The sequence below is a fragment of the Gordonia phosphorivorans genome (assembly GCF_042432625.1).
GTDB classification, from domain to species: domain Bacteria; phylum Actinomycetota; class Actinomycetes; order Mycobacteriales; family Mycobacteriaceae; genus Gordonia; species Gordonia phosphorivorans.
The window spans coordinates 122,631-146,187 of record NZ_JBHLWV010000022.1; the positions used below are offsets into that span (position 1 = coordinate 122,631).

Annotated in this window: 9 protein-coding genes; 8 read left to right on the forward strand and 1 reads right to left on the reverse strand. The window is 65.1% G+C overall.

Going from position 1 to position 23,557, the window contains the following annotated elements; translation table 11 throughout:
* The first annotated feature begins 105 nt into the window (after window positions 1-105).
* Genes ACFFJD_RS13135 through ACFFJD_RS13155 form a run of 5 tightly spaced genes read left to right on the forward strand, consistent with a single transcriptional unit; the run spans window position 106 to window position 15,575 of the window.
* Window positions 106-5,256 carry a DEAD/DEAH box helicase family protein gene (locus tag ACFFJD_RS13135; protein ID WP_382364839.1) on the forward strand — a complete coding sequence of 1,717 codons (5,151 nt, stop codon included), beginning with the start codon at window positions 106-108 and terminating at the stop codon, window positions 5,254-5,256.
* Between the two features lie 3 nt (window positions 5,257-5,259).
* Window positions 5,260-8,079, forward strand: coding sequence for a DUF8741 domain-containing protein (locus ACFFJD_RS13140; RefSeq protein ID WP_382364841.1), 2,820 nt, complete (start codon window positions 5,260-5,262; stop codon window positions 8,077-8,079).
* Window positions 8,076-12,047, forward strand: a complete 3,972-nt coding sequence (locus ACFFJD_RS13145) for an Eco57I restriction-modification methylase domain-containing protein (protein WP_382364843.1) — start codon at window positions 8,076-8,078, stop codon at window positions 12,045-12,047. Before ACFFJD_RS13140 ends, ACFFJD_RS13145 begins: the two co-directional genes overlap by 4 nt.
* 17 nt (window positions 12,048-12,064) lie before the next feature.
* A complete protein-coding gene (locus ACFFJD_RS13150; RefSeq protein WP_382364845.1) occupies window positions 12,065-14,329 on the forward strand; it encodes an McrB family protein in 2,265 nt (754 codons plus the stop codon).
* A gap of 10 nt (window positions 14,330-14,339) precedes the next feature.
* Entirely contained in the window at window positions 14,340-15,575 is a 1,236-nt protein-coding gene (locus tag ACFFJD_RS13155) for an McrC family protein (RefSeq protein ID WP_382364847.1), read from the forward strand.
* 463 nt (window positions 15,576-16,038) lie between these two features.
* On the opposite strand, the gene ACFFJD_RS13160 is transcribed toward ACFFJD_RS13155, so the two are convergent.
* A complete protein-coding gene (locus ACFFJD_RS13160; protein ID WP_382364849.1) occupies window positions 16,039-17,295 on the reverse strand; it encodes a hypothetical protein in 1,257 nt (418 codons plus the stop codon).
* Window positions 17,296-17,624: 329 nt separating this feature from the next.
* Between ACFFJD_RS13160 and ACFFJD_RS13165 the strand changes: the two genes are divergently transcribed.
* Genes ACFFJD_RS13165 through ACFFJD_RS13175 form a run of 3 tightly spaced genes read left to right on the forward strand, consistent with a single transcriptional unit; the run spans window position 17,625 to window position 23,478 of the window.
* Window positions 17,625-18,926 carry a hypothetical protein gene (locus ACFFJD_RS13165; protein WP_382364851.1) on the forward strand — a complete coding sequence of 434 codons (1,302 nt, stop codon included), beginning with the start codon at window positions 17,625-17,627 and terminating at the stop codon, window positions 18,924-18,926.
* A complete protein-coding gene (locus tag ACFFJD_RS13170; protein WP_382364853.1) occupies window positions 18,923-20,932 on the forward strand; it encodes a phospholipase D family protein in 2,010 nt (669 codons plus the stop codon). The genes ACFFJD_RS13165 and ACFFJD_RS13170 overlap by 4 nt, the downstream gene beginning before the upstream one ends.
* A complete protein-coding gene (locus tag ACFFJD_RS13175) occupies window positions 20,929-23,478 on the forward strand; it encodes a helicase-related protein (RefSeq protein ID WP_382364855.1) in 2,550 nt (849 codons plus the stop codon). Before ACFFJD_RS13170 ends, ACFFJD_RS13175 begins: the two co-directional genes overlap by 4 nt.
* Window positions 23,479-23,557 lie beyond the last annotated feature (79 nt).

Genomic DNA, 23,557 nt, shown 5'->3' on the forward strand with positions numbered 1-23,557 from the left:
TGTGCGCAGAAGACGCCAAGTAGTGTCGGCATGCACCGATAGTGTGAGGCTGGTCGCAATGCCTTGCGGTCGAAGCAGGTATTGAACGACCTAGATGGGGGGAGCATGGACGTCTTCGGAGTGCACGGTCAGATGATCGACGATTATCGCTCCTTCACGTCGTCGTCGGTCGACGTTCTCGACCCGACAATTCGCCAACACATCGACGACTTGGCCGAGTCGAATGAACAGTGGCCGGAACCGTGGCTCTCCCTCAACCCGGTGTTCGCCTCCGGCGGGTCGATCGACGAACTCGTCACTGAGGGTCTGCTGCACCCCGAGTGCGAACGGATCTTCCGGCCGAAGTCCGGCCCGGACGACGCGGGCGGTCGACCGATCACGCTGCACCGCCACCAGCGCGAGGCGATCGAGGCCGCGGGTACGGGACAGTCCTATGTGCTGACCACCGGCACCGGTTCGGGAAAGTCGCTGGCGTACATCATCCCGATCGTCGATCGCGTCCTACGGATGGATCCGAAGCCGCCCGGCGTGAAGGCGATCATCGTGTACCCGATGAATGCGCTCGCCAACAGTCAGGTCGGCGAGTTGGAGAAGTTCCTGCGCTACGGATTCGGCGAAGGTGGCGAACCGGTGACCTTCGCCCGCTACACGGGTCAAGAGTCCGCGGAGGAACGGCAGGCCACTCTCCGGAATCCGCCGGACATCCTGCTCACCAACTACGTGATGCTCGAGTTGGTGCTCACTCGGCCCGAGGAGCGGCGCCGCTTGGTGCAAGCCGCCCAGGGGCTACACTTCCTCGTTCTCGATGAACTGCACACCTACCGGGGGCGTCAGGGCGCCGACGTCGCCATGCTGGTCCGCAGGGTCCGCGATGCTTGTCAGTCGCCGAATCTGCAGTGCGTCGGAACCTCGGCGACGATGGCCAGCGCCAGCACCGCAGCCGATCAGCGATCAGTCGTTGCGCAGGTTGCCAGTCAGGTTTTCGGCACTGAGGTGACTCCAGACCGGGTGATCGGTGAGACGTTGGCGCGGGCGACGATCGGAGATTCGGCCGACGAGTCGACCCTCAACAGCGAGATCCTGGCCGGTGGCGCTGTCGGCGACTATCAGCAGCTCGCCGCGTCCCCACTGGTGACCTGGATCGAGTCCGAGTTCGGTCTGGCCATCGACGATGCCACTGGCGCGATCGTCCGTCGACGACCCGTCACCGTGCACGATGCCTCCGCCCGGCTCGCCGGCCTGACTGGCCAAACCCGGGACGAATGCGAGACCGCGATCCGGGCCACGCTGATGGCGGGATCGGCGCAGCCTCATCCGACCACGGGGCGCCCGCTATTCGCCTTCCGACTGCACCAGTTCCTGTCCAAGGGCGACACCGTCTACGTGTCGATCGAGCCCGAGGACATCCGTCACGTCACGTCGACATACCAGGTCGTGGTGCCCGGCGAGCCGCACAAGGCGCTGATGCCGTTGGCCTTCTGCCGCGAGTGCGGCCAGGAGTATCTGGTGGTGGCGCGCACCGAACAGCGCAACACCGTGCGCTACCGACCGCGACGCGACCGGGATGCGAGTGGTGGTGACGACGCCAACGGCTACCTCTATGTGTCCACCGACCAGCCGTGGCCGGCCGATCCGATCGCCGACGGCCGTTACCCGGACTCGTGGATCGCCGACGGTCAGATCGTCGACCGCCTCAGCAAGCACCGGCCGCGACCGGTGCGCGTCGGTCTCGACGGCGCCGAGACTGACGACGGCCTCCCGATGACGTATGTCCCGTCGCCCTTCCGCTTTTGCCTGCGCTGCAAGATCTCCTACGAGCAGGCGCGCGGGAGCGACTTCGCCAAGCTCGCGACGCTTGACGCGGAGGGCCGTAGTTCAGCGGTCTCGGTCCTGTCGGCGTCCATCGTCCGATCCCTGAAACAAATGCCTGCCGACGCCCTGCCCGCCGACGCCCGCAAGCTCCTCACCTTTGTCGACAACCGCCAAGACGCGAGCCTGCAGGCCGGTCATTTCAATGACTTCGTCCAGGTGGTGCAATTGCGCGGAGCCCTGCACCGCGCGCTGACGCAGTGCGGTTCGCTGCGCCACGACGATGTGGCGCAGCAGACCGTTGCAGCGCTGGGCCTCCCGTTTGACTCGTATGCCCAAACTCCCGACGCCCAGTACGGTGCACGAGCGGCGGCCGAGCGCGCCTTCGCCGGGTTCATCGAATACCGCCTGTATGCGGATCTGCAGCGCGGCTGGCGGGTCACCATGCCGAACCTGGAACAGACCGGACTCCTACGCATCGACTACGAGTCGCTACCGGAGATCGCTGGCGACTCCGACTTGTGGCGTGCCACCGCGGCCCCATTATCGTCAGCGCCCAGCGGCGAGCGCGAAGATCTGTGTCGCATCGTCCTCGACGAGTTCCGACGGGAATTGGCCATCGACGTCGAATGCCTGTCCCTCGACGGCTACGAGCGACTCCGCCGATCCTCTGATCAGCACCTGACTGGGTTGTGGGCGCTCGCCTCCCGCGACATCGCTCCCATCGTGGCCAGTGTGTCCACCCGCAGCGGCTCTCCCGGCCGACCCCGCCAGGAAGTACGTTTCACCGGCCGCTCCGCTCTGGGCCGCTATATCAAGGACCGCAGCGGTCTGCGCCGGTTGGACGGCACCGCACTCGACACCGCGGACGCGCAAGAAATCATCGAGCATCTGCTCGACGTTCTCGCCCGCGTCGGACTTCTGAACAAAACCACGAACACGCCGGCCGACGGCCCCACGTACCGGCTCAAAGCCTCCGCGGTCATCTGGGCTCTCGGCAACGGTCTTGCCGGTGCCCCGGATCCGCTGCGTAGGACGGCCGCCGCCGACCAGGGATTGAGGATCAATCCCTTCTTCCAAAACCTGTACCGGGCCACCGCCGCCTCTCTCGCGGGCCTGCGGGCGCGCGAGCACACCGCCCAGGTCGGGTCGCACGATCGACAGGAGCGAGAGGACGAATTCCGTTCCGGCGCACTGCCATTGATGTTCTGTTCCCCCACCATGGAGTTGGGCGTCGACATCGCCAGCCTCAACGCCGTCGGTCTTCGCAATGTGCCGCCGACCCCGGCTAACTACGCGCAGCGATCCGGCCGGGCTGGCCGGTCCGGGCAGCCGGCCCTGGTCGTCACCTATTGCGCCACCGGCAATTCCCATGATCAGTATTACTTCCGCCGGTCGCGCGACATGGTCGCCGGTTCAGTGGCTGCGCCGCGTCTGGACCTGACGAACGAGGCCCTCCTCGCTTCGCATCTGCACGCACTGTGGCTGTCGGAGACCGGCGCCGACTTGCGGTCGCGGATGCCGCAGCTACTGGACGTCGGCGATCCAGGAAAGCCGATCAACGCCGATCTCGCCACGGCGATCGGCGATCCGGATGCGATCACCCGAGCCATCGCTCGTGCCGAGCAAATCACTCTGCCGCTGCGCGAGGACCTGGAGCGGACGCCGTGGTGGCACGAACAGTGGACGGCCACGGTCATCGGCGCAGCACCGCGTTCCTTCGACGCCGCATGCAACCGGTGGCGGGACCTGTATCAAGCAGCAATGGCCGACCAGGATGAGCAGAACCGGATCGTCCTGGACACATCAGCGCTACCCAAAGCCCGAAAGGCCGCCGAGTCGCGGCGTCGTGAGGCCGAACAGCAGCTCCGCCTGCTGCGAAACGAAGACTCCGACCGCGGCCATTCGGACTTCTACACCTACCGATACTTCGCCTCCGAAGGTTTCCTACCCGGGTACAGCTTCCCGCGGCTGCCGTTGGCGGCCTACATTCCCGGCGTGCGATCGGCCGCCGGACGCGGCGACGGCGGCGACTACCTGCAGCGTCCCCGCTTCCTCGCAATCAGCGAGTTCGGCCCGGGTTCGCTCATTTACCACGAGGGCGCCCGATACGAGGTCCAGCGAGTGCAGATCCCGATGGCAGCCGGTGGTATCGGGACTGTGGACTTGCAGGATGCGCGCCGCTGTGAGGAGTGCGGCTATCACCATCAGCGGCAGGCAGGGCTGGACGTGTGCGAGAACTGCAGCGCGAGCCTGGCACCACCGCGCACTCAGCTGATGCGCATGCAGACCGTCTTCACCCGTCGCCGCGAACGCATCTCGTCCGACGAGGAGGAGCGTCGTCGGGCCGGGTTCGAAATGGAGACGTCGTTCCGGTTCAGCCAGCACGGCCCGCGATCCGGTCGAGTGAATGCCGCCGTCGTCGGCAACGACGGTCCCCTCGCCGAACTGACCTACGGCGACACCGCCACGGTTCGGGTAACCAATCTGGGGCGTCGCCGACGGAAGAATCCCAACGTGCTCGGCTACTGGCTCGACACGGTCAAAGGCCATTGGCTCAGTGATAAGGCCGCCGCCGATGCCACACCGCAGGACGACGATCTGCCGGCAGCCGATGAAACGCCCACAAAGGCCAAGGTGATCCCCTATGTGGAGGACACCCGCAACATCGCCGTGGTGCGACTGTCGGCGAGCGTCGACGAGACGATCGCCACCACGCTGCGCTACGCGCTGGAGCGCGGTATGGAGGCCGAGTTCCAGCTCGAGGACTCCGAGCTGTCCAGCGAAGCCCTCCCTGATCCTGCCGAACGGGCCCGCATGCTGTTCACCGAGTCCGCCGAAGGCGGCGCGGGGGTCCTGCGGCGGCTGCACGCGGAGCCCGACGCACTGGCGCGGGCGGCTCAGCGGGCACTGGAGATCGCCCACTTCAGTCGGATGGGCGACGATCTGGCCCACGCCGACACCGCGCGGGAGCGCTGCGAAAAGGCCTGCTACGACTGCTTACTGTCGTACGGAAACCAGTCGGATCACCAGCTGATCGACCGCCACGCCATCCGGGATCTACTGTTGGCGCTGGCCTCAGCGCGCACCACTCCCGAGACACAGACCGTCGGCGCGGATGCGGCTGCCGCTGCCGCGCTGTCCCGCTGCCGAACCGAAGCCGAACGGCGATTCGTGGAGTTCCTGGTGGCCAACGAGTTCCGCCTCCCCGACGCCGTGCACTTTTCAGTGGGCACTGCATCGGCTGACTTCGCCTTTTACGGCGAAGGATCGGGCACCGCGGTCCTGATCGACTCGGCCGACATGTCGGCCGGTCCGGGACGGGATGCAGCGGCCGAAGATGAGTTTCTCGACCACGGCTGGTCGGTTCTTCGACTCCTCGAGAACGGCGATTGGCTCACTGAAGTACGTGCGAACAGATCCGTGTTCGGCGCAGGAAGGACGTAGGCAATGGGGTTCGCTCCGGGCAATCTGGTTTCCGCACGCGGTCGTGAATGGGTGGTGTTGCCCAACAGCACCGACGACTTCTTGGTGCTGCGCCCCCTCGGCGGACTCGACGACGACATCGCCGGGGTGTTCGTCACCGAAGGGGTGGCCCCTGCAGCGTTTCCCCCGCCCGAGCCCGCCGATCTTGGCGATCACTTCAGCGCCCAGCTTCTAACCAACGCACTGCGCATCGGTTTCCGGTCCACCGCCGGACCGTTCCGCTCACTGGCCTCCATCGCCGTCCAGCCCCGCGCCTACCAGCTGGTGCCACTGATGATGGCCTTGCGTCAAGACGTGGTACGTCTGCTCATCGCCGACGACGTGGGTATCGGTAAGACGATCGAGGCCGGGTTGATCGCCACTGAACTGCTGGCCGTCGGCGACGCGCGCGGACTGTCGGTGCTGTGCAGCCCGGCGCTGGCCGAGCAGTGGCAGTCCGAGTTGCGCGAGAAGTTCGGGCTAGAGGCCGAGCTGGTTCTGCCGTCGACGGTCCGCCGCCTCGAACGCGGCCGGATCGGCTCCGAGTCCATCTTCGAGCGCTACCCGATCACGGTGGTGTCCACCGACTTCATCAAGAGTGCCCGACGGCGGCACGAATTCCTGCGGACCTGCCCAGACTTGGTGATCGTCGACGAAGTTCACACCTGTGTGACTGCGGTCGGCCAAGGTGGCGCCGGACGCACCCAGCGTTACGAACTGATCCGAGATCTGTCCGCGGACCACAAACGCCACATGATCTTCGCCAGCGCGACCCCCCATTCGGGCAAGGAAGAGGCGTTCCGGAACCTCCTCGGGTTGCTCGATCCAGCATTGGCCACAGTCGATCTGGAAGATCGGCGCGGCCGCGAACTACTGGCCAAACACTTTGTCCAACGTCGTCGCGGCGATATCCGGCGTTATCTCGACGAGGACACTCCGTTCCCCAAGGACCGACTCATCAAGGAGGTTCCGTACGCGCTGTCGCCCGAATACCAGGCGCTGTTCGAGAAGGTCCTCGACTACGCGCGAGAGACCGTGCGCACCGATCAGGGCGACCTAACCAAGCGGGTCAACTGGTGGTCGGCTCTGGCGCTTCTGCGGGCACTGGCCTCCTCACCGCGGGCCGCTGCGCAAACGCTGCGGACCCGCGCGGCGTCGGCGGCCGCCCATTCACCCGCCGAAGCCGATGCGATCGGCCGCGCGATGGTCCTCGATCAAGCTGACGACGAAGCGCTGGAAGCAGCCGACACCACCCCTGGCGCCGACACCGGTGACGAACCGGGTGGAGCCGCGGCTCGACGGCTGCGCGGTTTCCTCAACGACGCCAAGAAGTTGGAGGGTAAGGCGGACAAGAAGATCGGCGCACTCGTCAAGGAAGTCAAAGCGCTCCTCGCCGAGGGCTGTGATCCCATCGTCTTCTGCCGCTTCATCGACACGGCCGAGTATGTGGCCGAACACCTCGACAAGGCCCTTGGCAAGAACGTCGCGGTGCGAGCGGTCACCGGCACGCTCCCACCCGCAGAACGCCTGGCCCGGATCGACGAACTGACCGCGAGCGAAGGCCGTCACGTGCTGGTGGCGACCGATTGCCTGTCGGAAGGTGTGAATCTCCAGGAGAGCTTCCAAGCCGTCGTCCACTACGACCTGGCTTGGAATCCGACGCGCCACGAACAGCGCGAAGGCCGAGTCGATCGGTTCGGGCAGCGGGCTGACCAGGTACGGGCGATCACTCTGTACGGCCGCGACAATCAGATCGACGGCATCGTCCTCGAGGTGTTGCTCCGCAAACACGAGGCGATCCGTCGGGCGACGGGCGTGTCGGTGCCTATTCCCGACAACAACTCGGCCGTCCTCGAGGCACTGATGGAGGGGCTGCTGCTGCGAGGCCAGGATGCGGAGCAGTTGTCCCTCGACTTGGGGGTACGGGAGAAGCAGGAATCGCTCTACCGGGAGTGGGAGTCGACCGCCGAACGCGAACGGCTGGCTCAGACCAAGTACGCCCAGCACGCGATCAAGCCTGAAGAGGTCTCGGCCGAGGTGGCGGTGGCGCGCGCCGCTCTGGGCACTGACGAGGACGTAGCGACGTGTGTCGAGCACGCCTTGCGGGCGTTGCATTCGACGATCACTCCGACCGAGGAGGGCTTCACCGCCACCCTCGCACCGTTGCCGGTCGGGCTTCAGGATGCCTTGCCCCTCGGGCGTCACGATCCACTCCCGTTTTCCGCAGACCTTCCGGTCCGACGCGGCGAGGCCGTGCTGAACCGGACCGACCCCAGCGTCGAGGCCATCGCGCATTATGTGCTCGAATCGGCCCTCGACTCGGCCCTCGACCCCGCCCTGCGCCCGGCACGCCGGTGTGCGGTGATCCGGACCGCGACGGTGAGTACCCGCACCACCCTGCTGGTGGTGAGGTACCGATTTCACTTAGAGCTGCCGTCCCGCTCGGGAACCCGGGAGTTGATCGCAGAGGACGTCGCCACCCTCGCCTTCGAGGGAGCCCCGGCACAAGCGCGATGGCTCGACGATGCCACCGCGGCCGGCCTGCTGGCGGCCACCCCCAGCGGTAACGTCCCGACTCTCCAGGCCGAGCAGTTCATCTCCCGTGCGCTCAACGGCCTGCCGGACCTGTCAGCACACCTGGATCAGACCGGAGCTGCGCTGGCCGATCATCTGCGGGCCGCGCACCGTCGTGTCCGGCAGGCATCCGCGGAGATCGTCCGCGGCCTGCGCGTGGAAGTCGAACCGAACGCCGATGTGCTGGGCGCCTTCGTCTTTGTTCCGCCGATCGTGGAGGCACAGCAGTGAGTGCACGACCGCTGTCCGACGGCGACTTCGCCGGTATCCGAATCCAAGGTGGGCTCCTCCCCGCCGATCTGCCATCGACACTGGCGGCCGGATTCGACCCGACCGGGAAGGTGCTGTCGGCCAACGACTTCCACCTGGCCACGGGCGAGTCGGTGCGCGACGCCGCCAACCGGGTGTGGGCATACCTGCGGGGTGTCTGGACCGGTTATCGGGAGGCGCTCGCGGCGCTCCCCGTCGACGCACCGACTGCGTCGCTGACCCGCGAGCGCTTCCTGCTGGTGCTGCTCGATCAGCTCGGTTACGGCCGCGTACCGACCACCGGCCGCGGCGGTATCGATGTGGATGGACACTCCTTCCCGGTGTCCCACCTGTGGGAAGCCACTCCGATCCATCTGCTCGGTTGGGGCACTCCGCTGGACACCCGTACCAAGGGGCTGGCCGGTGCCGCTGGATCGTCACCACAGTCGATGGTGCAGGAGCTGCTCAATCGCAGTGACGATCACCTGTGGGCGATGCTGTCGAACGGACAGGTACTTCGGCTGCTGCGCGATTCCACCTCGTTGGTGGGTTCGGCGTACGTCGAGTTCGACTTGGAAGCGATCTTCGACGGCGACTTGTTCGCCGATTTCCTGCTGCTGTACACCCTGTGCCAGGTGTCGCGGGTGGAGATTCGCGATGACGCTATCGGCCCGGTCTCGTGCCGGCTGGAGCAGTGGCGCACTGAGGCCGTCGAATCAGGCTCGCGTGCGTTGAACTTGCTGCGCGACGGTGTGGTCGATGCGCTCCGCACCCTGGGCAGCGGCTTTCTGACCCACCCGACCAACACCGGTTTACGCGACGATCTGGCCGCTGGAAAACTCTCGGTGGACGACGTCAACCACGCACTGCTTCGCGTCGTCTACCGGCTGCTGTTCACCTTTGTGGCCGAAGACCGCGATGCGCTGCTCGATCCGTCGGCGACACCCGAGGCCCGGCAGCGGTATGCCGACTACTTCTCTACCGCGCGGTTGCGCACGACAGCCCGGCGGCGCCGCGGCGGCCGCTACGCCGATCGCTGGCGCGCACTGACCCTGGTGTGGGAAGGCCTGGGTCGCGAACAAGGGCACCCCGAATTGGGCCTTCCCGGTCTCGGCGGCTTGTTCGAGCGCGGAGACCTCGACAACCTTCTCCTTGAGTGTGAGCTCTCCAACGAGGCCCTCCTCGCGGCGGTGCGCTCGTTGTCGTTGGTGCGCGAACCCAAGTCGCAGGCGCTGCGCGTGGTGGATTACCGCAATCTGGGTGCGGAGGAGCTGGGCAGCATCTACGAGGCGCTCCTGGAGTTCGTTCCCCAGTGGGATCCAGCGACCAAGCGCTACACCCTCGACATCACCTCGGGCAATCAACGCAAGGACACCGGCTCGTACTACACCCCGACCTCCCTGGTGGAGTCGCTGCTCGACACCGCGCTGGACCCTGTGCTCGACGCCGCGGTCGTCTCCGCCGACGACGCCCAGGGGTCGGTGGCAGCGTTGCTCGCGGTGACCGTGTGCGATCCGGCGTGTGGCAGCGGACATTTCCTGGTCGGTGCGGCCCGCAGGATCGCCAAGCGGGTCGCGGCGATCCGCACCGGAGATCCCGAACCTGCGCCAGAACAGGTGCGCTCGGCCATGCGCGAAGTGGTCTCGAGCTGCATCTACGGCGTCGACATCAATCCGCTGGCCGCCGAGCTGGCGAAAGTGTCGTTGTGGATGGAGGCCTTGGAACCGGGGCGGCCACTCACGTACTTGGATGCACAGATCAAGGTGGGCAACGGTCTGATCGGTGCCACCCCGAGGCTGCTGGCCGAAGGTCTGCCCGATGCTGCCTTCAAGCCGATCGAGGGCGACGTCAAGCAGATCGCCACCGCAACCGCGAAGGCTAACAAGGCCGAACGCGGCAACCAGGGCAGTCTTTTCGACCTGGGCGAGTCGATCACCGCGAACACCGGCCTGGGAGCTCAGCTGGAGAACGTGATCGGCACGCAGGCGCTGTCGCTGTCCGACGTCCACGTCCAGGCAGTCCGATTGCGCGCGTACACCGATTCCACCGAGTATCGGCAAGCTCGACTGCTCGCCGATGCATGGTGCGCCGCCTTCGTGTGGCCCCTGCATCCGGGAGCCCCTACCCCTGTCACACAGGGGACGCTCGCTGCGCTGCGCGCCGGGCACGCCCTCGATGTCCGACAGAAGGAGCACGTCGCGCGGCTAACCGCCGAGTACCGATTCTTCCACTGGCACCTGGAGTTCCCGCACCTGTTCCCCACCACGGCAGCTCCCGGAGACGCCGTCGACGAGGAGACCGGCTGGGCCGGCGGCTTCTCGGTGGTCCTGGGTAATCCCCCGTGGGAACGAGTGAAGCTGCAAGAGCAGGAGTTCTTCGCCGCCCGAGATCCCGAGATTGCGACCGCACCGAACGCTGCGGCCCGCAAACGGTTGATCGCGCACCTGCCGGAAACCAATCCAGCGCTGTACCAGTCGTTCGTCGCCGAGAAGCGACGAGCCGAAGGGACCTCCCACATCCTGCGCAATTCCGGGCGCTACCCGTTGACTGGCCGCGGTGACATCAACACCTACGCAGTATTTGCCGAGGCCGACCGGAGTCTGTTGGCCGGACGAGGCCGTCTCGGTGTGATCCTCCCGACCGGAATCGCCACCGATGCGACCACGCAATACTTCTTCAAGGATCTGGTCACCCACGGCTCGATCGTGAGTCTGTACGACTTCGAGAACTCGCGCCCGCTGTTCGACGGCGTGCACCGCAGTTTCAAATTCTGCCTGCTCACCCTGGCCGGCCGCAGCACTCGGGAGCCGCGCGCCGATTTCGCCTTCTTCGCGCACGATCCCACAGATCTGCAACAGCCGGACACTTGCTTCACCCTGACCCCAGAGGAGATCACCCTGCTAAACCCGAACACCGGCACCTGCCCGGTATTCCGGTCACGCCGCGACGCAGAGATCACCTTGAGCATCTACCGACGAGTCCCCGTCCTGATCAACGAGAACGACCCGGTGAACGGCAATCCATGGGGCGTCAAGTTCATGACGATGTTCCACATGTCCAACGACTCGCATCTGTTCCACACCCGCGAGGAACTCGAAGCCGACGGCTGGGTCCTCAACGGCAACGTCTTTGAGAGGTATCGCGGCGGACAGCCCGAACGAATGCTCCCGCTCTACGAGGCCAAGATGATCCACCACTTTGACCACCGGTGGGCCACCTATAAGCCCGACGGCTCCGTGCGTGACGTGACACTCGCAGAAAAACAGGATCGCGAGTTTGTCGTCTTGCCTCGTTACTGGGTAGTGGACGGTGAAGTCTCAACCAAACTCGACGGCCGTTGGGAACGGAATTGGCTTCTCGGCTGGCGCGACATCTGCCGCAGCACCGACGAGCGCACCTGTATAGCCACCATCAACGGTAAGCACGCATCCCCCGAAGGCGGCACGCTGATCACATTCTGCGAGCCTCCTGAGGCTGCGCCATTGATACTTTCGAATTGGAACAGCTTCGCGTTCGATTTCGTCACACGGCAGAAGGTCGGCGGCACCCACCTCAAGTACTTCACAATGCGCCAGCTTCCAATGCTCGCACCCGCGGCCACCGAGTCCGTACCGGCTTGGGCGGGCACGAGCGTTGCTGAGTGGGTCACCGAACGAGCAACCACACTGCTCGCCGACAACTACGAGATGAAGCCACTCGCTGACGATCTCGGTCTGCCCACTACAAATAGCGCGTGGGATCCTGGTCACCGCAAGGAGATTCGCGCCGAACTCGACGCGGCGTTCTTCCACCTGTACGGGATCAAACGCAACGACGTGGACTACATCATGGACACGTTCCCGATCGTCAAGCGCAAGGACGAAGCCGAGTTCGGCGAGTACCGGACCAAACGGCTCATCCTGGAAAACTATGACGCGATGACAGCGGCAATGATCGGAGACGGCGAGTGACCATCGAGGGCGCGAGTATGGACCGGCCGAGTATGGACCGGCCGGGCGCACCGGCCGTAGAGCTGATCGGCCGCCGCTTCATCGACGAGGGGTTCGGTGACGGCGAATCGGTATTCACCCCCGGTCGCCGAATCTGGACGGTGGAGTATTTTCAGGAGCTCAAGAAGGTGTTCGTCGACCGACCCGATGCGGGTTCGTCTGACTTCTTCAGCAAGCTCGATCTCCAACTCGCCTCGGCGTCGTCGAACACAATCCAGTTGTTCGCCGAGTTGTTCACCGTCAACCTGCTGCCGCTGGACGACTACACCCCGGGCAAGAAGATGCAGCTGATCGAGAAGGTGCTGGCCAAGTGCCGACCCTCGGTCGCTATTCCCGACGAGGTGGTCGCGGCGCTGTCACGCGGCGTTTTCGGCGGCGGTGTTGCCTTCAAGACCTACCGGTGGGCACAGCTCAGTGTGCTGATCGAACTCGGTCTGGAGATTCGTAGCCTCCCTGCTGCGGAACGCGAGCGCATCCTGGCCGACCCGTTGGCGTTTCGCGCGCTGGTCAGCCCAACTCCTAAAGAATCCCAGCCCGCTCAACGCCAGAGCCTGCTGTACCTGGCGTTCCCGGACTTCTTCCTGCCGATCGTGGCCCGCAAGGACCGTGTCGCCATTCGCGACGCCTTCGCCAGTGACTACCTCGATCGTCTGCCCGGCGACGTCGACGTCGACCTGCACGACATCTACCGCGCGATGATGGACGCCCAGGGCGGTCCGGTCGACTTCTATAACTCCCCGTGGAAGGAGATCTGGCAGCCGCCTTCCGCGGCCGACCCGGAACCGACCGACGAGGTGACGCACGCCTGGAAGGTCTACGGCTCGGGCGTCAACGGTCAGGACATGGTGCCGATCTGGCGGCGTAAGGGCACCGTCTCACTGTCGGCCAAGTTCCTCCGGGAGGTCGAAACCGGCATCGACAAGGACACACTGCGCAAGATCGTCGAGGACGACTACCGCTCGTCCTCCTACTCAGTCCGCCAAGACAAAGCCGATGAGTTCTACGCGTTCCTCAACCGGATGCACCCTGGCGACCTCATCGTCACCAGTAGCCGCGGAAGCGTCCATATCGGCACGGTGACCGGCGAGGCTGAACACGTGCGCAGCAGCGACGGCCGGTCGAATCTGCGCCGACCCGTCAGCTGGAACACCCGGCCGATCAGCAACGAGGAGGTGCCGAAAGACCTCGCGACGCGCCTGGCCTCCCAGGGCGAGGTGGTCGACCTGACCTCTCACATCGACACCATCCGGGAGTTGATGGGCCAGCGCCGAGACTTCACCCCGGCCAAGGGACTCAACATTCCCGACCCGGACGACAAGCTCGCCGCTCGGTTGCATGTCCCTGTGTCCTGGCTGCAGGAGTGCGTCACGCTGCTGAGGGATCGACCGCAGCTGATCTTCTATGGACCGCCCGGGACCGGAAAGACCTATCTGGCCAAAGAACTCGCCGGCTACCTGGTCGGCGAGTCGAACGTCAAGATCGTGCAGTTCCACCCGGCGTACTCCTACGAAGACTTCTTCGAGGGCTACCGCCCGGCGCAGAAGGGCGCCGGCCAGGTCGGGTTCGAGCTGCGCCCGGGTCCACTCCGACGGCTGGTCGACAAAGCGAACGAAAGTCCCGATGCCACGTTCGTCCTGATCATCGACGAGATCAACCGGGGCAATCTCGCAAAGATCTTCGGCGAGCTCTACTTCCTTCTCGAGTATCGCGACGAGGGCATCGATCTGCTCTACAGCTCGGCCGATTCCGAGCCGTTCATGTTGCCGCTCAATGTGATTCTGCTCGGCACCATGAACACCGCCGATCGGTCCATCGCGCTGGTCGACGCGGCGATGCGCCGACGCTTCGCCTTCCTGCCGCTGCATCCGGCGGAGGAGCCCACCAGCAGCATCCTTCGGTCCTGGCTACGCGAGGAGGGGCACCCGCCGGAGGTGGCCGACCTTCTCGATCAACTCAATGCGCTGATCGACGATGAGGACTTCAAGATCGGGCCGTCGTACTTCATGCGGGCGGCAGTCTTCACCGACGGCGGTCTGGAACGTGTGTGGAAGACGTCGGTTCTCCCGCTGCTGGAGGAGTTCCATTACGGCGACCGCAGCGTCGACGTGTCTTCTCGTTACGGCCTCGACGCCATCCGGAAGACAGTAACCGCGCAGCACGCCGATCGCGACACCGATGTCACCGATTCCGCTGGCCCAGAAGCCGACGCCCAGGACCCCGACGACCCACGCACCGACTTCTGAGACGCCCACGATGACGACACCGCGTCGGCTTCTCCTGACGGAGGGCGGGACCGCACAGCGAACGACGCTGACCGCCGACGAGTTTCAGGCCATCAGCGGTCTGGGCCTTGCGACCGCAACCCCGACTCTCGTGTCGGGGGTCTACGAGGTGGCCGCCGGCAGCAAGATCGGCGCCGTATCCGTCGGCGATCTCCAAATTCTGGTGCGGCCCAAGATCACCGACCTGAATCGGCTGATCTTCTTGCTCGGCTACAGCCGCCGTCCAGTCTGGCGCGACGACCCGGTCGAGCTGGCGCGCGACGACGAGCTGTTCCCCGCATTGGCCGAAGTCTTCTCGAGGCTGGCCACCCGCGCGACCGACGTCGGACTGCTGCAGGGCTACCGGACCGTCACCGACACTTTGCCGGTGCTACGCGGGCGCGTGCTGGCCACCGAGCAGATGACGCGACGATTCGGCCTGCCGGTGCCGCTGGCCGTGGAGTACGACGATTTCACCGTCGACATCGCCGAGAACCGTCTGCTGCTTGCCGCGACCCTGCGACTGCTGGGTGTCGCCGACCTGTCACTCGATGCGCGTCGGAGGTTGCTGCGACTTCGACGGCTACTCAGCGATGTCTCCGCCCCGGTCCGCGGTGCCCCACTGGACGAGTGGCACGCATCGCGACTGAACACGCGCTATCACGACGCGCTCCGCCTCGCGGAGGTCGTGCTCGGCGCCCAATCCTTTGAACAGCGCGCCGGAGACCTGACCGTCACCGGCTTCATGTTCGACATGTGGCGGATTTTCGAGGACTTCGTCTGTACCGCCCTCGGGGAGACGCTAGGAGACCGCGGCCATCGGACTGCCACCCAATTCACCAGCCATCTCGACGTCGACCGCCGGGTGACGATGAAGCCCGACCTCGTCTGGCTCGGTGAGGGCAACCGCGTGCTCGGCTTGGTCGACGCGAAGTACAAAGCGGAACGCCCCGAGGGCTTCCCCAACGCCGACCTCTATCAGGTGCTCGCCTATTGCACCGTGTTCGGACTATCCGAGGGCCACCTCATCTATGCGAAGGGCAATGAGCCAACCAGGACGCACATCGTGAGCGGCAGTGGGGTCGCCATCCACTGCCACACTCTGGATCTCGCCCTGCCGCCGACCGACCTACTCATCCAGGTTGACCAACTCGCCTCGACCATCTCCGAACCGCACGTCAGCGGACTGGCTCGAGCTCGGGCTGCTGCGCGTACGCCTCCTTCTTGAGAGCTCATCTAGTGGATCCTCGGATTTCTGTATAAGAACACGTGTGCGTCGAAGATCTGGACCAGACGGCGAGAGGGAACCGCGCGATCATGCCCGGGCACACCACCGAACGGGCACGGCGCTCTGCAGATATGTCGATATTGGGAGCATCCCGGCCGGTGCCGGTGACCGATCCGGCCGCCCTCATTGCGGAGACTTTCGGTGTCCGTCGACGCAAGGTGATGGTCGCCGACTACCGCCGCCAGGGGTGTGCCCGTGCTTACGTGTCATCCGACGCGGCCGGGCTGGCGCGGAGGCCTACCCGGTCCGTCAATTCCCTTCATACGGGCCAAAAGTGGAGGGGTAGGCCAGGTGTCGCACACTCTGTTCACGAGGCCCGATCCTCAACCGGAAACCGCGCTCACCAGAACTCTCCCACCTTTGACCCTAGCGGGGTCGCTGAGGTAGATCGCCTCGCGACTACTCACGCCGTTGCCGCGCTCGGCGGAAGGACGATCACCGAGCCGTCCGCCTGCTTCACCATGTCGATGGCCACATCAGCCTGTCCGAGCGAGCTCGACACTTGGTCGCCGAGCGCTCGGAGTCGCTGGGTTGTGTGCAGAAGCTTGTCGACGGAGGCCGAGCTGAAGGTGAAGTCGCGGATGCCGTGCGACCTATCGAGTTGCAGTGTGGACAACCGGAGGCGAACGTCGTCGAGATCGTCGGTCAACTTCTCAAGGTTCTGGGCATCCAACTTCAACGCTGCCGAGAAGTTCTCGAACTCATTCCCCTCGTCCTGCTGAGCGTGCTCCACCGCCTGCAGAACGAGGACCCTCCGCTTGAGCGCGATGGCCAAGTCGGCGAGTTCGAGGTGCGCATAGAACTCGCCGTCCTCGTCATCGATTCCGTTGATCGCGCCGACGAGCGCCGGCAGTTCCACCTTGTCGCCCCGCAGCTTTTTGAGCGCCTTCTTCCACCCCTTCGCACGGCGTTCGGCAGCGGCAATCGCGGTATCGATTGCATGCACAGCTGATCCGAGACCCAGCGAGGAGCTGATCTTTCCCTTGTCGAGCAGAATCGCGGTGGCCTTATCGATGGCATTCCGGCAACCGTCCAGGCTGTTTCGCTCGTCGTCGAGTCGATCCTGATGCAGTTTCTCCAACAGCACGGTGATCTTTTCGATCGCGGCGCGTCGCTGCTGCTCGGCATAGACGCTGGCGCCTGCAGCGATGCTGAACATGATCAACGGGGCGGCCACCGTCGCGAGACCGGCTGTAGCTGCGCCAGCGGTCACCGGGACGTATGTCGCCTGAGCGGCGATCCCCTTGGAACCGAGAAGCGCGCTATGCACACCCCCTGCGGCTGCCTTCGACGGCATGGACCGCAGGACGTTACCGCTGACCTGTGCCGCCACCTTGGCCGGAACCGTCATGCGGTACAGCGTCTCGCCGCTACCCGCTGCGGAGGGCAGCACTTTGGACGTGGTGGCCGTAAGAGTCGAGAGCTGTTGAGCCAAGGGGCTCAGGCTGCTGAAACTCATACCACCGGAAGTATCGAGCGACTCCGGCTTCGGTCGCACTTCCAACGTCGCGACGGGCGATTCAGCCATCACGGCGAGAACGCTGCGCAGTTCACTCAACCTGGCGGGCGTCATCGCCTCGTCCAGCTTGACCGGCGTATGCACCTCGGCCGTGGACAGTGTCCAGAGCGGAATAATCTCCGCGGTGGTTTCAGTAGTCATCTTGCTGCCTTCATCTCGCGACACGGGCTGCGCCTCAACTGGACGCCGCCGAATTCCCCGAAACCATATCCGCTGCGTCGGACACCTCCACTCGACACCAGCTCTCGAAGGCCAGCAGGTTGCACCCGCAACGGACTGATCGGGTCGACCGTCGGCAGCCGATTAGTCCGTTCGGATGAATAGCCGATCCGGTGACCTGGCCACCCGTCCACCGGGATCCGAACGTCCGGACCAACTGCTATACCTGTCGTGTTGCGGAAACTCTCCGCTCGCCGGGTCGCTCGGGACCACCCGACGTAGGCACGCGAGACAGAATCCTGGGGCCCACATTGACGATTCTCGACCAGCTGCCACGCTTCTCGGCACAGGACACAGGTGCGGTCGGCGAAGGGACCCTGGACCCGCTCGGACTCAGTCCCGTCGCCGAACGAATCGCGGAACTCCTGGCTCCCGGGCTGCGCGCCCGTATGGGTCAACCGCGTTTCACCACGCTCGCAGCTGTTGGCGCAATGGCACAACCTGATCCGGGCACGGTTTCTGCCTCGAACGGTCCGGCGGCGGACATCGCATTCGAATGGCTCGTTGCAGAAGCCCTGGCCCGCGACAAGGGCGCGAATCCCCCGCATACCTTTCCTGGCTCACGCAAGGTGGCCCGCGCCCTGCGGCGCAACGAGCGGGTCAGCGCCTCCGACTACCTTGCCTCACCCCGGGTCTTCGGATTCAACGGTGTTTACCGCCCGTTCGCTCGGTACGCCGGAGTCCTCGAAGACAAATCTGATGAACTCGGACTCAAGGCCACCGGACTGGTCGAAGCGTGGGAGCAGGATCAAGGCCTTTCCGGATTCGCCAGCCGCCAGCCGGGCACCGAGGGCAATCGCTTCCGCGCCGAAGCGAGCAAGTACGTTCAGGACGCCATGGAGAAAGGTGTGGTGACAGCGCCGGCGACCGGGCAATTCCTCCGGAACCTGGCGCAGGTCGCGAACCCCACGGGCGCCGGTCCGCGAGAACGCGCGTATCTCCGCGATCTGCTTCTCCACGGCCGGGTCGGCGACGGTGAGATCCGCGATGAACTCGTCCAGTTGATCGCCAACGAACTCGCCGCAGGACCCGATGACATGTCGATCTCCGACCGCAGCCTCGCCGAGTTCGTCGTGCCCAAGGCCAGCACAGTGACTCGGCGCGTCCTCGAGTCGGCGATCGCCTACGAAACCTGCGCCGCCCAGATGGACTACGCCTTCCGCAGCGTCCTTCGACACGGCAGTTCTCTGCACGGCGCCTTCACGCTGGACATGGCTGCCGACGCCGAGGGTGTAGCGGAGATTGCAGCCGACTTCCCCGCACTCGTCGACGCCGCCCACACCGCGGCGGGAGCGCTGCAGTCACCCCTGTGGGCAGTGAGCCCGTTCGAGGCATTCACCGAACCACTCGATCCACTTCAGTTCGCCCAAGCCCTGATCACCCACCACCACCGGGTCCAGGCGAATAAGGCGAAACTCTCGTGGCTGGACGTCGACGGCGACGGGTGGCGAGTCCGCCGCCTGTTCCGCGATCAGCCTGAGCTCGACCCCACGGCCTGGCTTCACCCGATGCGATTGACGACCATCGCGATCTTCCTGAAGGCGACAGCATGAAGCAGAAGACCGACGCGCTCCTCGATCTGTGGCAGCCGCCGTTGCATGCCGGCGACCCCGTCGGGGTCCTCGCCACGACGTTCTCCTTTGAACCCGATTTCTTCGAAGCAAACTGCCTCGCTCGTTTCCTGTCCGTCGAGACGGTGTCCGAGGGCGCCAAGTCGATCACCGATCTAGTCGGCGAGATCGAGTTGCAGCAAGCCCTCCGGACGACCGACGTGACGGTGCTCGCCGATCGTTCCCAGGCCGCCGATCGCACGACACTGCAGTGGGATGCGCTCCACTGCCTCGTCCCGACTGGGCTGCTGCACTCGAAGATTTCGATCCTGTTGTGGCAGAACGCAGCTCGTGTCCTGATCGGATCCGCGAATCTCACCCAGGCGGGGTATCGGTCGAATATCGAGATCGTCGTCAGTGCCGATCTGGGACCGGACTGTCTTCTGCCTCGAAACGTTCTGGACCAGATCGCGAACGAAGTGGCGTCGTACCTCGACCTCGTGCCCGGTTTGGCACCGGACTCCGGCGCACGTGAACGTGCTGAACGCCTCCTCGGACAATTTCGGGAGCGGATCGCGGATTCGTCCGCCAGCGCAGGCAAAGTCCTCGTCAGCGCGGCACCCACCAACCCGTCCGCGCAGCCGCTGGAGCAACTCAACGACGTCTGGAAGCACGGGCGGCCGCTCATAGCCACGCACCTGTCGCCGTTCTGGGACTCGGGGGACCCGCGCGTCCTCGAAACCGTCGGGAGCCTACTCACCGGCCGACCAGCCAGCGAACGCGAGCACATCGTTCTCACCACCATCAACCAGCAGGCCGAGGTCTACTTCCCCGCCGAGCTGAACAACCTAGGGTTGATCGACGGCGTCTACGAACTTCCCACGATCGACGAAGACGGCCGACCGCTACATGCCAAGTGCCTCCAGGTGTCCAACGCCGACTGGGTCGCGGTACTCGTCGGCAGCTCCAACCACACGGTCCCCGGACTCGGCCTCTCCCCCGCCTCTCGCCGCCATCGCGAGATGAACATCTGGCTGGGCGCACCGCGATCCAGCAAAGAAGGCGCAGCCCTCGAGGCGCTGTTGCGGTGCGGCAACCAGTTGGACATGGAGATCACCACCCTGGTGGACACCGAGGACGACGAGGAAGCGGACATCACGCCGCTGCCCGCCTTCTTCGGCTACTGCGAGGCCCGCACGGTCGATGACCACTGGATTCTCCGGTTCGGGTTCGATCCGGATGCCAAGCAACCCGCCGAATGGTGGGTGCGCTCGACGGCGGGACAGTCGATCGTGACGTCGCACGACTGGCGGGCCGCCGGCGCCCCTGCCACCGTCGACTGGACCTTGTCGGTCGACGACCTGATGACCCAGGTCGTCGTCGAGTGGGATGGCCACGAAGGCGTCTGGCCGGTGGTCGTCGACGATCCGCTGGTGCTGCCGCCACCTCCGACGTTGGCGAGTCTGCGCGCCCACCAGCTCTTGGCCGCGCTCGCCGATCGCAAGTCGATCAGTCAGGCGGTCCGCGAACAGCTCGAATCAGAAGCCGTCAAAACCGCCGACCTCACGCCGGTGGACGACCCGCACAAGCGCTTCGAATCGGATCAGTATCTATTGCGACGCGGTCGTGCATTGGGGCGGTCACTCACTCAGATGGAACGGCTCCTGAGCCGCCCGGCAGCCACCGTCGATGTGCTCCGTGCACGTCTCGCGGCGCCGCTCGGTCCCCTGTTCATCGCTGATCGGCTCGCCCACGACGCACACGACGGCACCGTCCCGTCGACCGAGGCGGCGTTCACGATCGCGGAGGTTGCGCTCTCGGTGGGCCGGGTCGACTGGGCCATCGTCGTCGAACCTTTCGCCGATGACACACCGAACGCGATGGATCCCGTCGCCGACACCATCGCGCAGTTGACCGCTCTCTCGACGAGTCTGACCGATGTACCCGAGCAGATGGCGGCGTACTGCGCCCGCGCATGTGCCCACGCACGCAACGAGGTAGCGCCATGACTTCCCGCCTGACCCCACACCTGTGCACCGAGACCAAAGCCCCTGGGTTCCAACAGGATTGGCAACGTCAACGAAAGACGGCGGATGCGATCCTGGACCGATTCGACCACCAGGAAGGCGTGATCCTCGCCGACCAGGTCGGCATGGGCAAAACTTTCGTCGCCCTCGCGGTCGCTGCAACGCAGGTCCTGGAGAACCGCAACGCCCAGGTCGTGATTCTCGTTCCGCCGCGCGTTGCGCAGAAGTGGGTCGAGGAGGCGAAGGGATTCGCGTCAGACCTCGTGTCCGGTGCCGAGCTGCGCTGTGTGGACCGCCCGATCCGCAGCGGCGAAGCCTTCCTCAAGGCGCTCGACGACGAGCCGGGTCAGCAGGACCATCTGGTCGTCGTTACCTACGAGGCATTGACGACGACGCTGAAGGACCAGTTCGTGGTCCTCGCGCTTCTCTACTTCGCTGTGCAACGCCGAAAGGGCGCCGACGAAGTACGCCAACGGATCGCCCGCTGGTCCGAAGGACGCCACGGGCTCATCAGCGATCCACGCTTCACCCCGGACCGCGTGGCGGAATTACTCAGCACGCCGCCGGCACGGTGGCGGGAGAAGTGGCTCGACCTGACCGGTGAAGATCTCGGCGACGACCCCGTGCCCCGCCAGTTGATCGACGCCGCGCCCGACCTCGATCTGCAAGAAGTCTGGGACACCGTCCATGATCTTCCCCAGCGCTCATCGTCGAAGATCGCTGCCCGTCTGAAGAACATCCGAGAAGCGCTGAACGACGCCATGCAAGGCGTCTGGAAGAGCCTGCTCACCGTTGCCGCAGTGGAACTGCCCCTTCTGATCGTCGATGAGGCGCATGCACTGAAGAACTCCGCCACTCGGCGAAGTCGGCTACTCGGCGAACGCATTGACGGCTCCCCGGACGGGGCACTGTCGGACGTCTTCTCGCGAATCCTGCTCCTCACCGCCACCCCGTTCGAGCTGGACGACCGCGAACTGATCAGCGTTCTCGGACGCCTGCGAGCGGTCCGCGAGCCAGCCGTGCCCGAACCACTGTCCGACCGCCTCACGGTCTTGGCCGATTCCCTGAAGAAGACACGTTCTGCTGCGGTCGCCTTCGAGAACGCGTGGTCGCGCATCGAGCCGGACGCTCTGTCGACGTTCGACGACTGGACTCCCGGCGCGGCCTCACCCGCAACCGCCCCGCCTCGGATTCGCGGGGCCTGGGAGTTGGCGAACACTGCCGTGCAAACGCGGCGCGACCTGGCCGTCGAACTTCGTCGGTGGGTGATTCGCCACGAACGGCCCCACCGTCGCCAGTATCTTCCCGGAGCGCTGACAATTCCCGGTTGCACGCAGCCCGGCGGCATAGCGATCAGCGACGAGATCCAGCTGCCGTTCCTCCTCGCCGCCCGGGCCCAAGCACTCAGCGAACGAACCCACTCGGGCGCGGCGCAGGCCCACTTCGCCTATGGAATCGCGTCATCATTCGAGACGTTCCTTCGTCTGGATGAGACTGCCAGGGACACCGATGAGGGCACCGACGATGCCGTGCAAGCACCGCCCACCAGCGATCTGGACTCGCCCGACTGGTACCTCCGCGAGATCACGGCTTCGCTCGAATCCGCCAACACGCGCCAGCAACACCCGAAGATCACCGCCACCGTCGCCCGAGCCGTGGAGCTGTGGAAGAACGGCGAGAAGTGCCTCGTCTTCTGCTGGTTCATTCGCACCACGAGCGCGGTACAGATGGCCATTCTCGCGGAAGTCCAATCCACTGTCGGGGCACTCGCCATCGAAGCCCTCGGTGGAACCGAACAAGAAGCTCGCAAAGACATGGAGCGCATCGCCGAACGCCTGCTGTCCCGCGGCAGCGCCTCGCACCGGCTCATCGAGGAAGCCATCAATGAGCGCTTACTCGTCGGGACCGACCAGGATCGCGAACTCGCGAACGAACTGACTCAAGCAGCTATCAGCAATCTTCGACGTCCCGAGAATCTCGTTCGCTACACGCATCTCCGCGACCTGACACCGCAAGGTCTCCTCGACGGAATTCGCGGGGCCAACCCGATCGGAGTCGATCTACTCTCCCGCTGGGCGGACGCAGCGACGCGAATCTCGAAGCTGCCTCAAGAAAAGCGTGAGGCACTTATCGAGCACCTGACTGGCGAGCATTCCGACCCGAACGAGCGGGACGGCCGAGGAGCATCGCTGGCGCCCGTCCGGCGCGCCACGGGACAGCAGGCTCGCGAGGTCCGCGAGCGCCTGATTTCGGTCTTCAACACGCCGTTCGCGCCAGATGTACTCGTTGCAAGCTCCGTGATGGGCGAGGGAATCGATCTTCATCAGGAATGTCGGCACGTGATTCACCACGACCTCGACTGGAACCCGAGCAAGCTGGAACAGAGAACCGGCCGACTTGACCGTATCGGTGCGCTCGCAGAGCGGATCGGCAAGGACATCATCGTCTACGAGCCCTACCTCGCCGGAACCCATGACGAGAAGATGTATCGCGTCGTCAAGGGGCTCTTCGGTTCTGAGAGTGCGTAGGTGAGGTTCGGGACGAGCGCGGGCGACCACAAGATGTAGGCGGGTCCTGGGTGTGATCATGGAAGTTCCTACACACCCT

Excerpts from the sequence above, each read along its gene's own strand:
- ACFFJD_RS13160 (WP_382364849.1), bottom strand. The coding sequence starts at position 17,295 with ATGACTACTGAAACCACCGCGGAGATTATTCCGCTCTGGACACTGTCC.
- ACFFJD_RS13170 (WP_382364853.1), top strand. The coding sequence starts at position 18,923 with ATGAAGCAGAAGACCGACGCGCTCCTCGATCTGTGGCAGCCGCCGTTG.
- ACFFJD_RS13140 (WP_382364841.1), top strand. The coding sequence starts at position 5,260 with ATGGGGTTCGCTCCGGGCAATCTGGTTTCCGCACGCGGTCGTGAATGG.
- ACFFJD_RS13150 (WP_382364845.1), top strand. The coding sequence starts at position 12,065 with ATGGACCGGCCGAGTATGGACCGGCCGGGCGCACCGGCCGTAGAGCTG.
- ACFFJD_RS13155 (WP_382364847.1), top strand. The coding sequence starts at position 14,340 with ATGACGACACCGCGTCGGCTTCTCCTGACGGAGGGCGGGACCGCACAG.
- ACFFJD_RS13175 (WP_382364855.1), top strand. The coding sequence starts at position 20,929 with ATGACTTCCCGCCTGACCCCACACCTGTGCACCGAGACCAAAGCCCCT.
- ACFFJD_RS13135 (WP_382364839.1), top strand. The coding sequence starts at position 106 with ATGGACGTCTTCGGAGTGCACGGTCAGATGATCGACGATTATCGCTCC.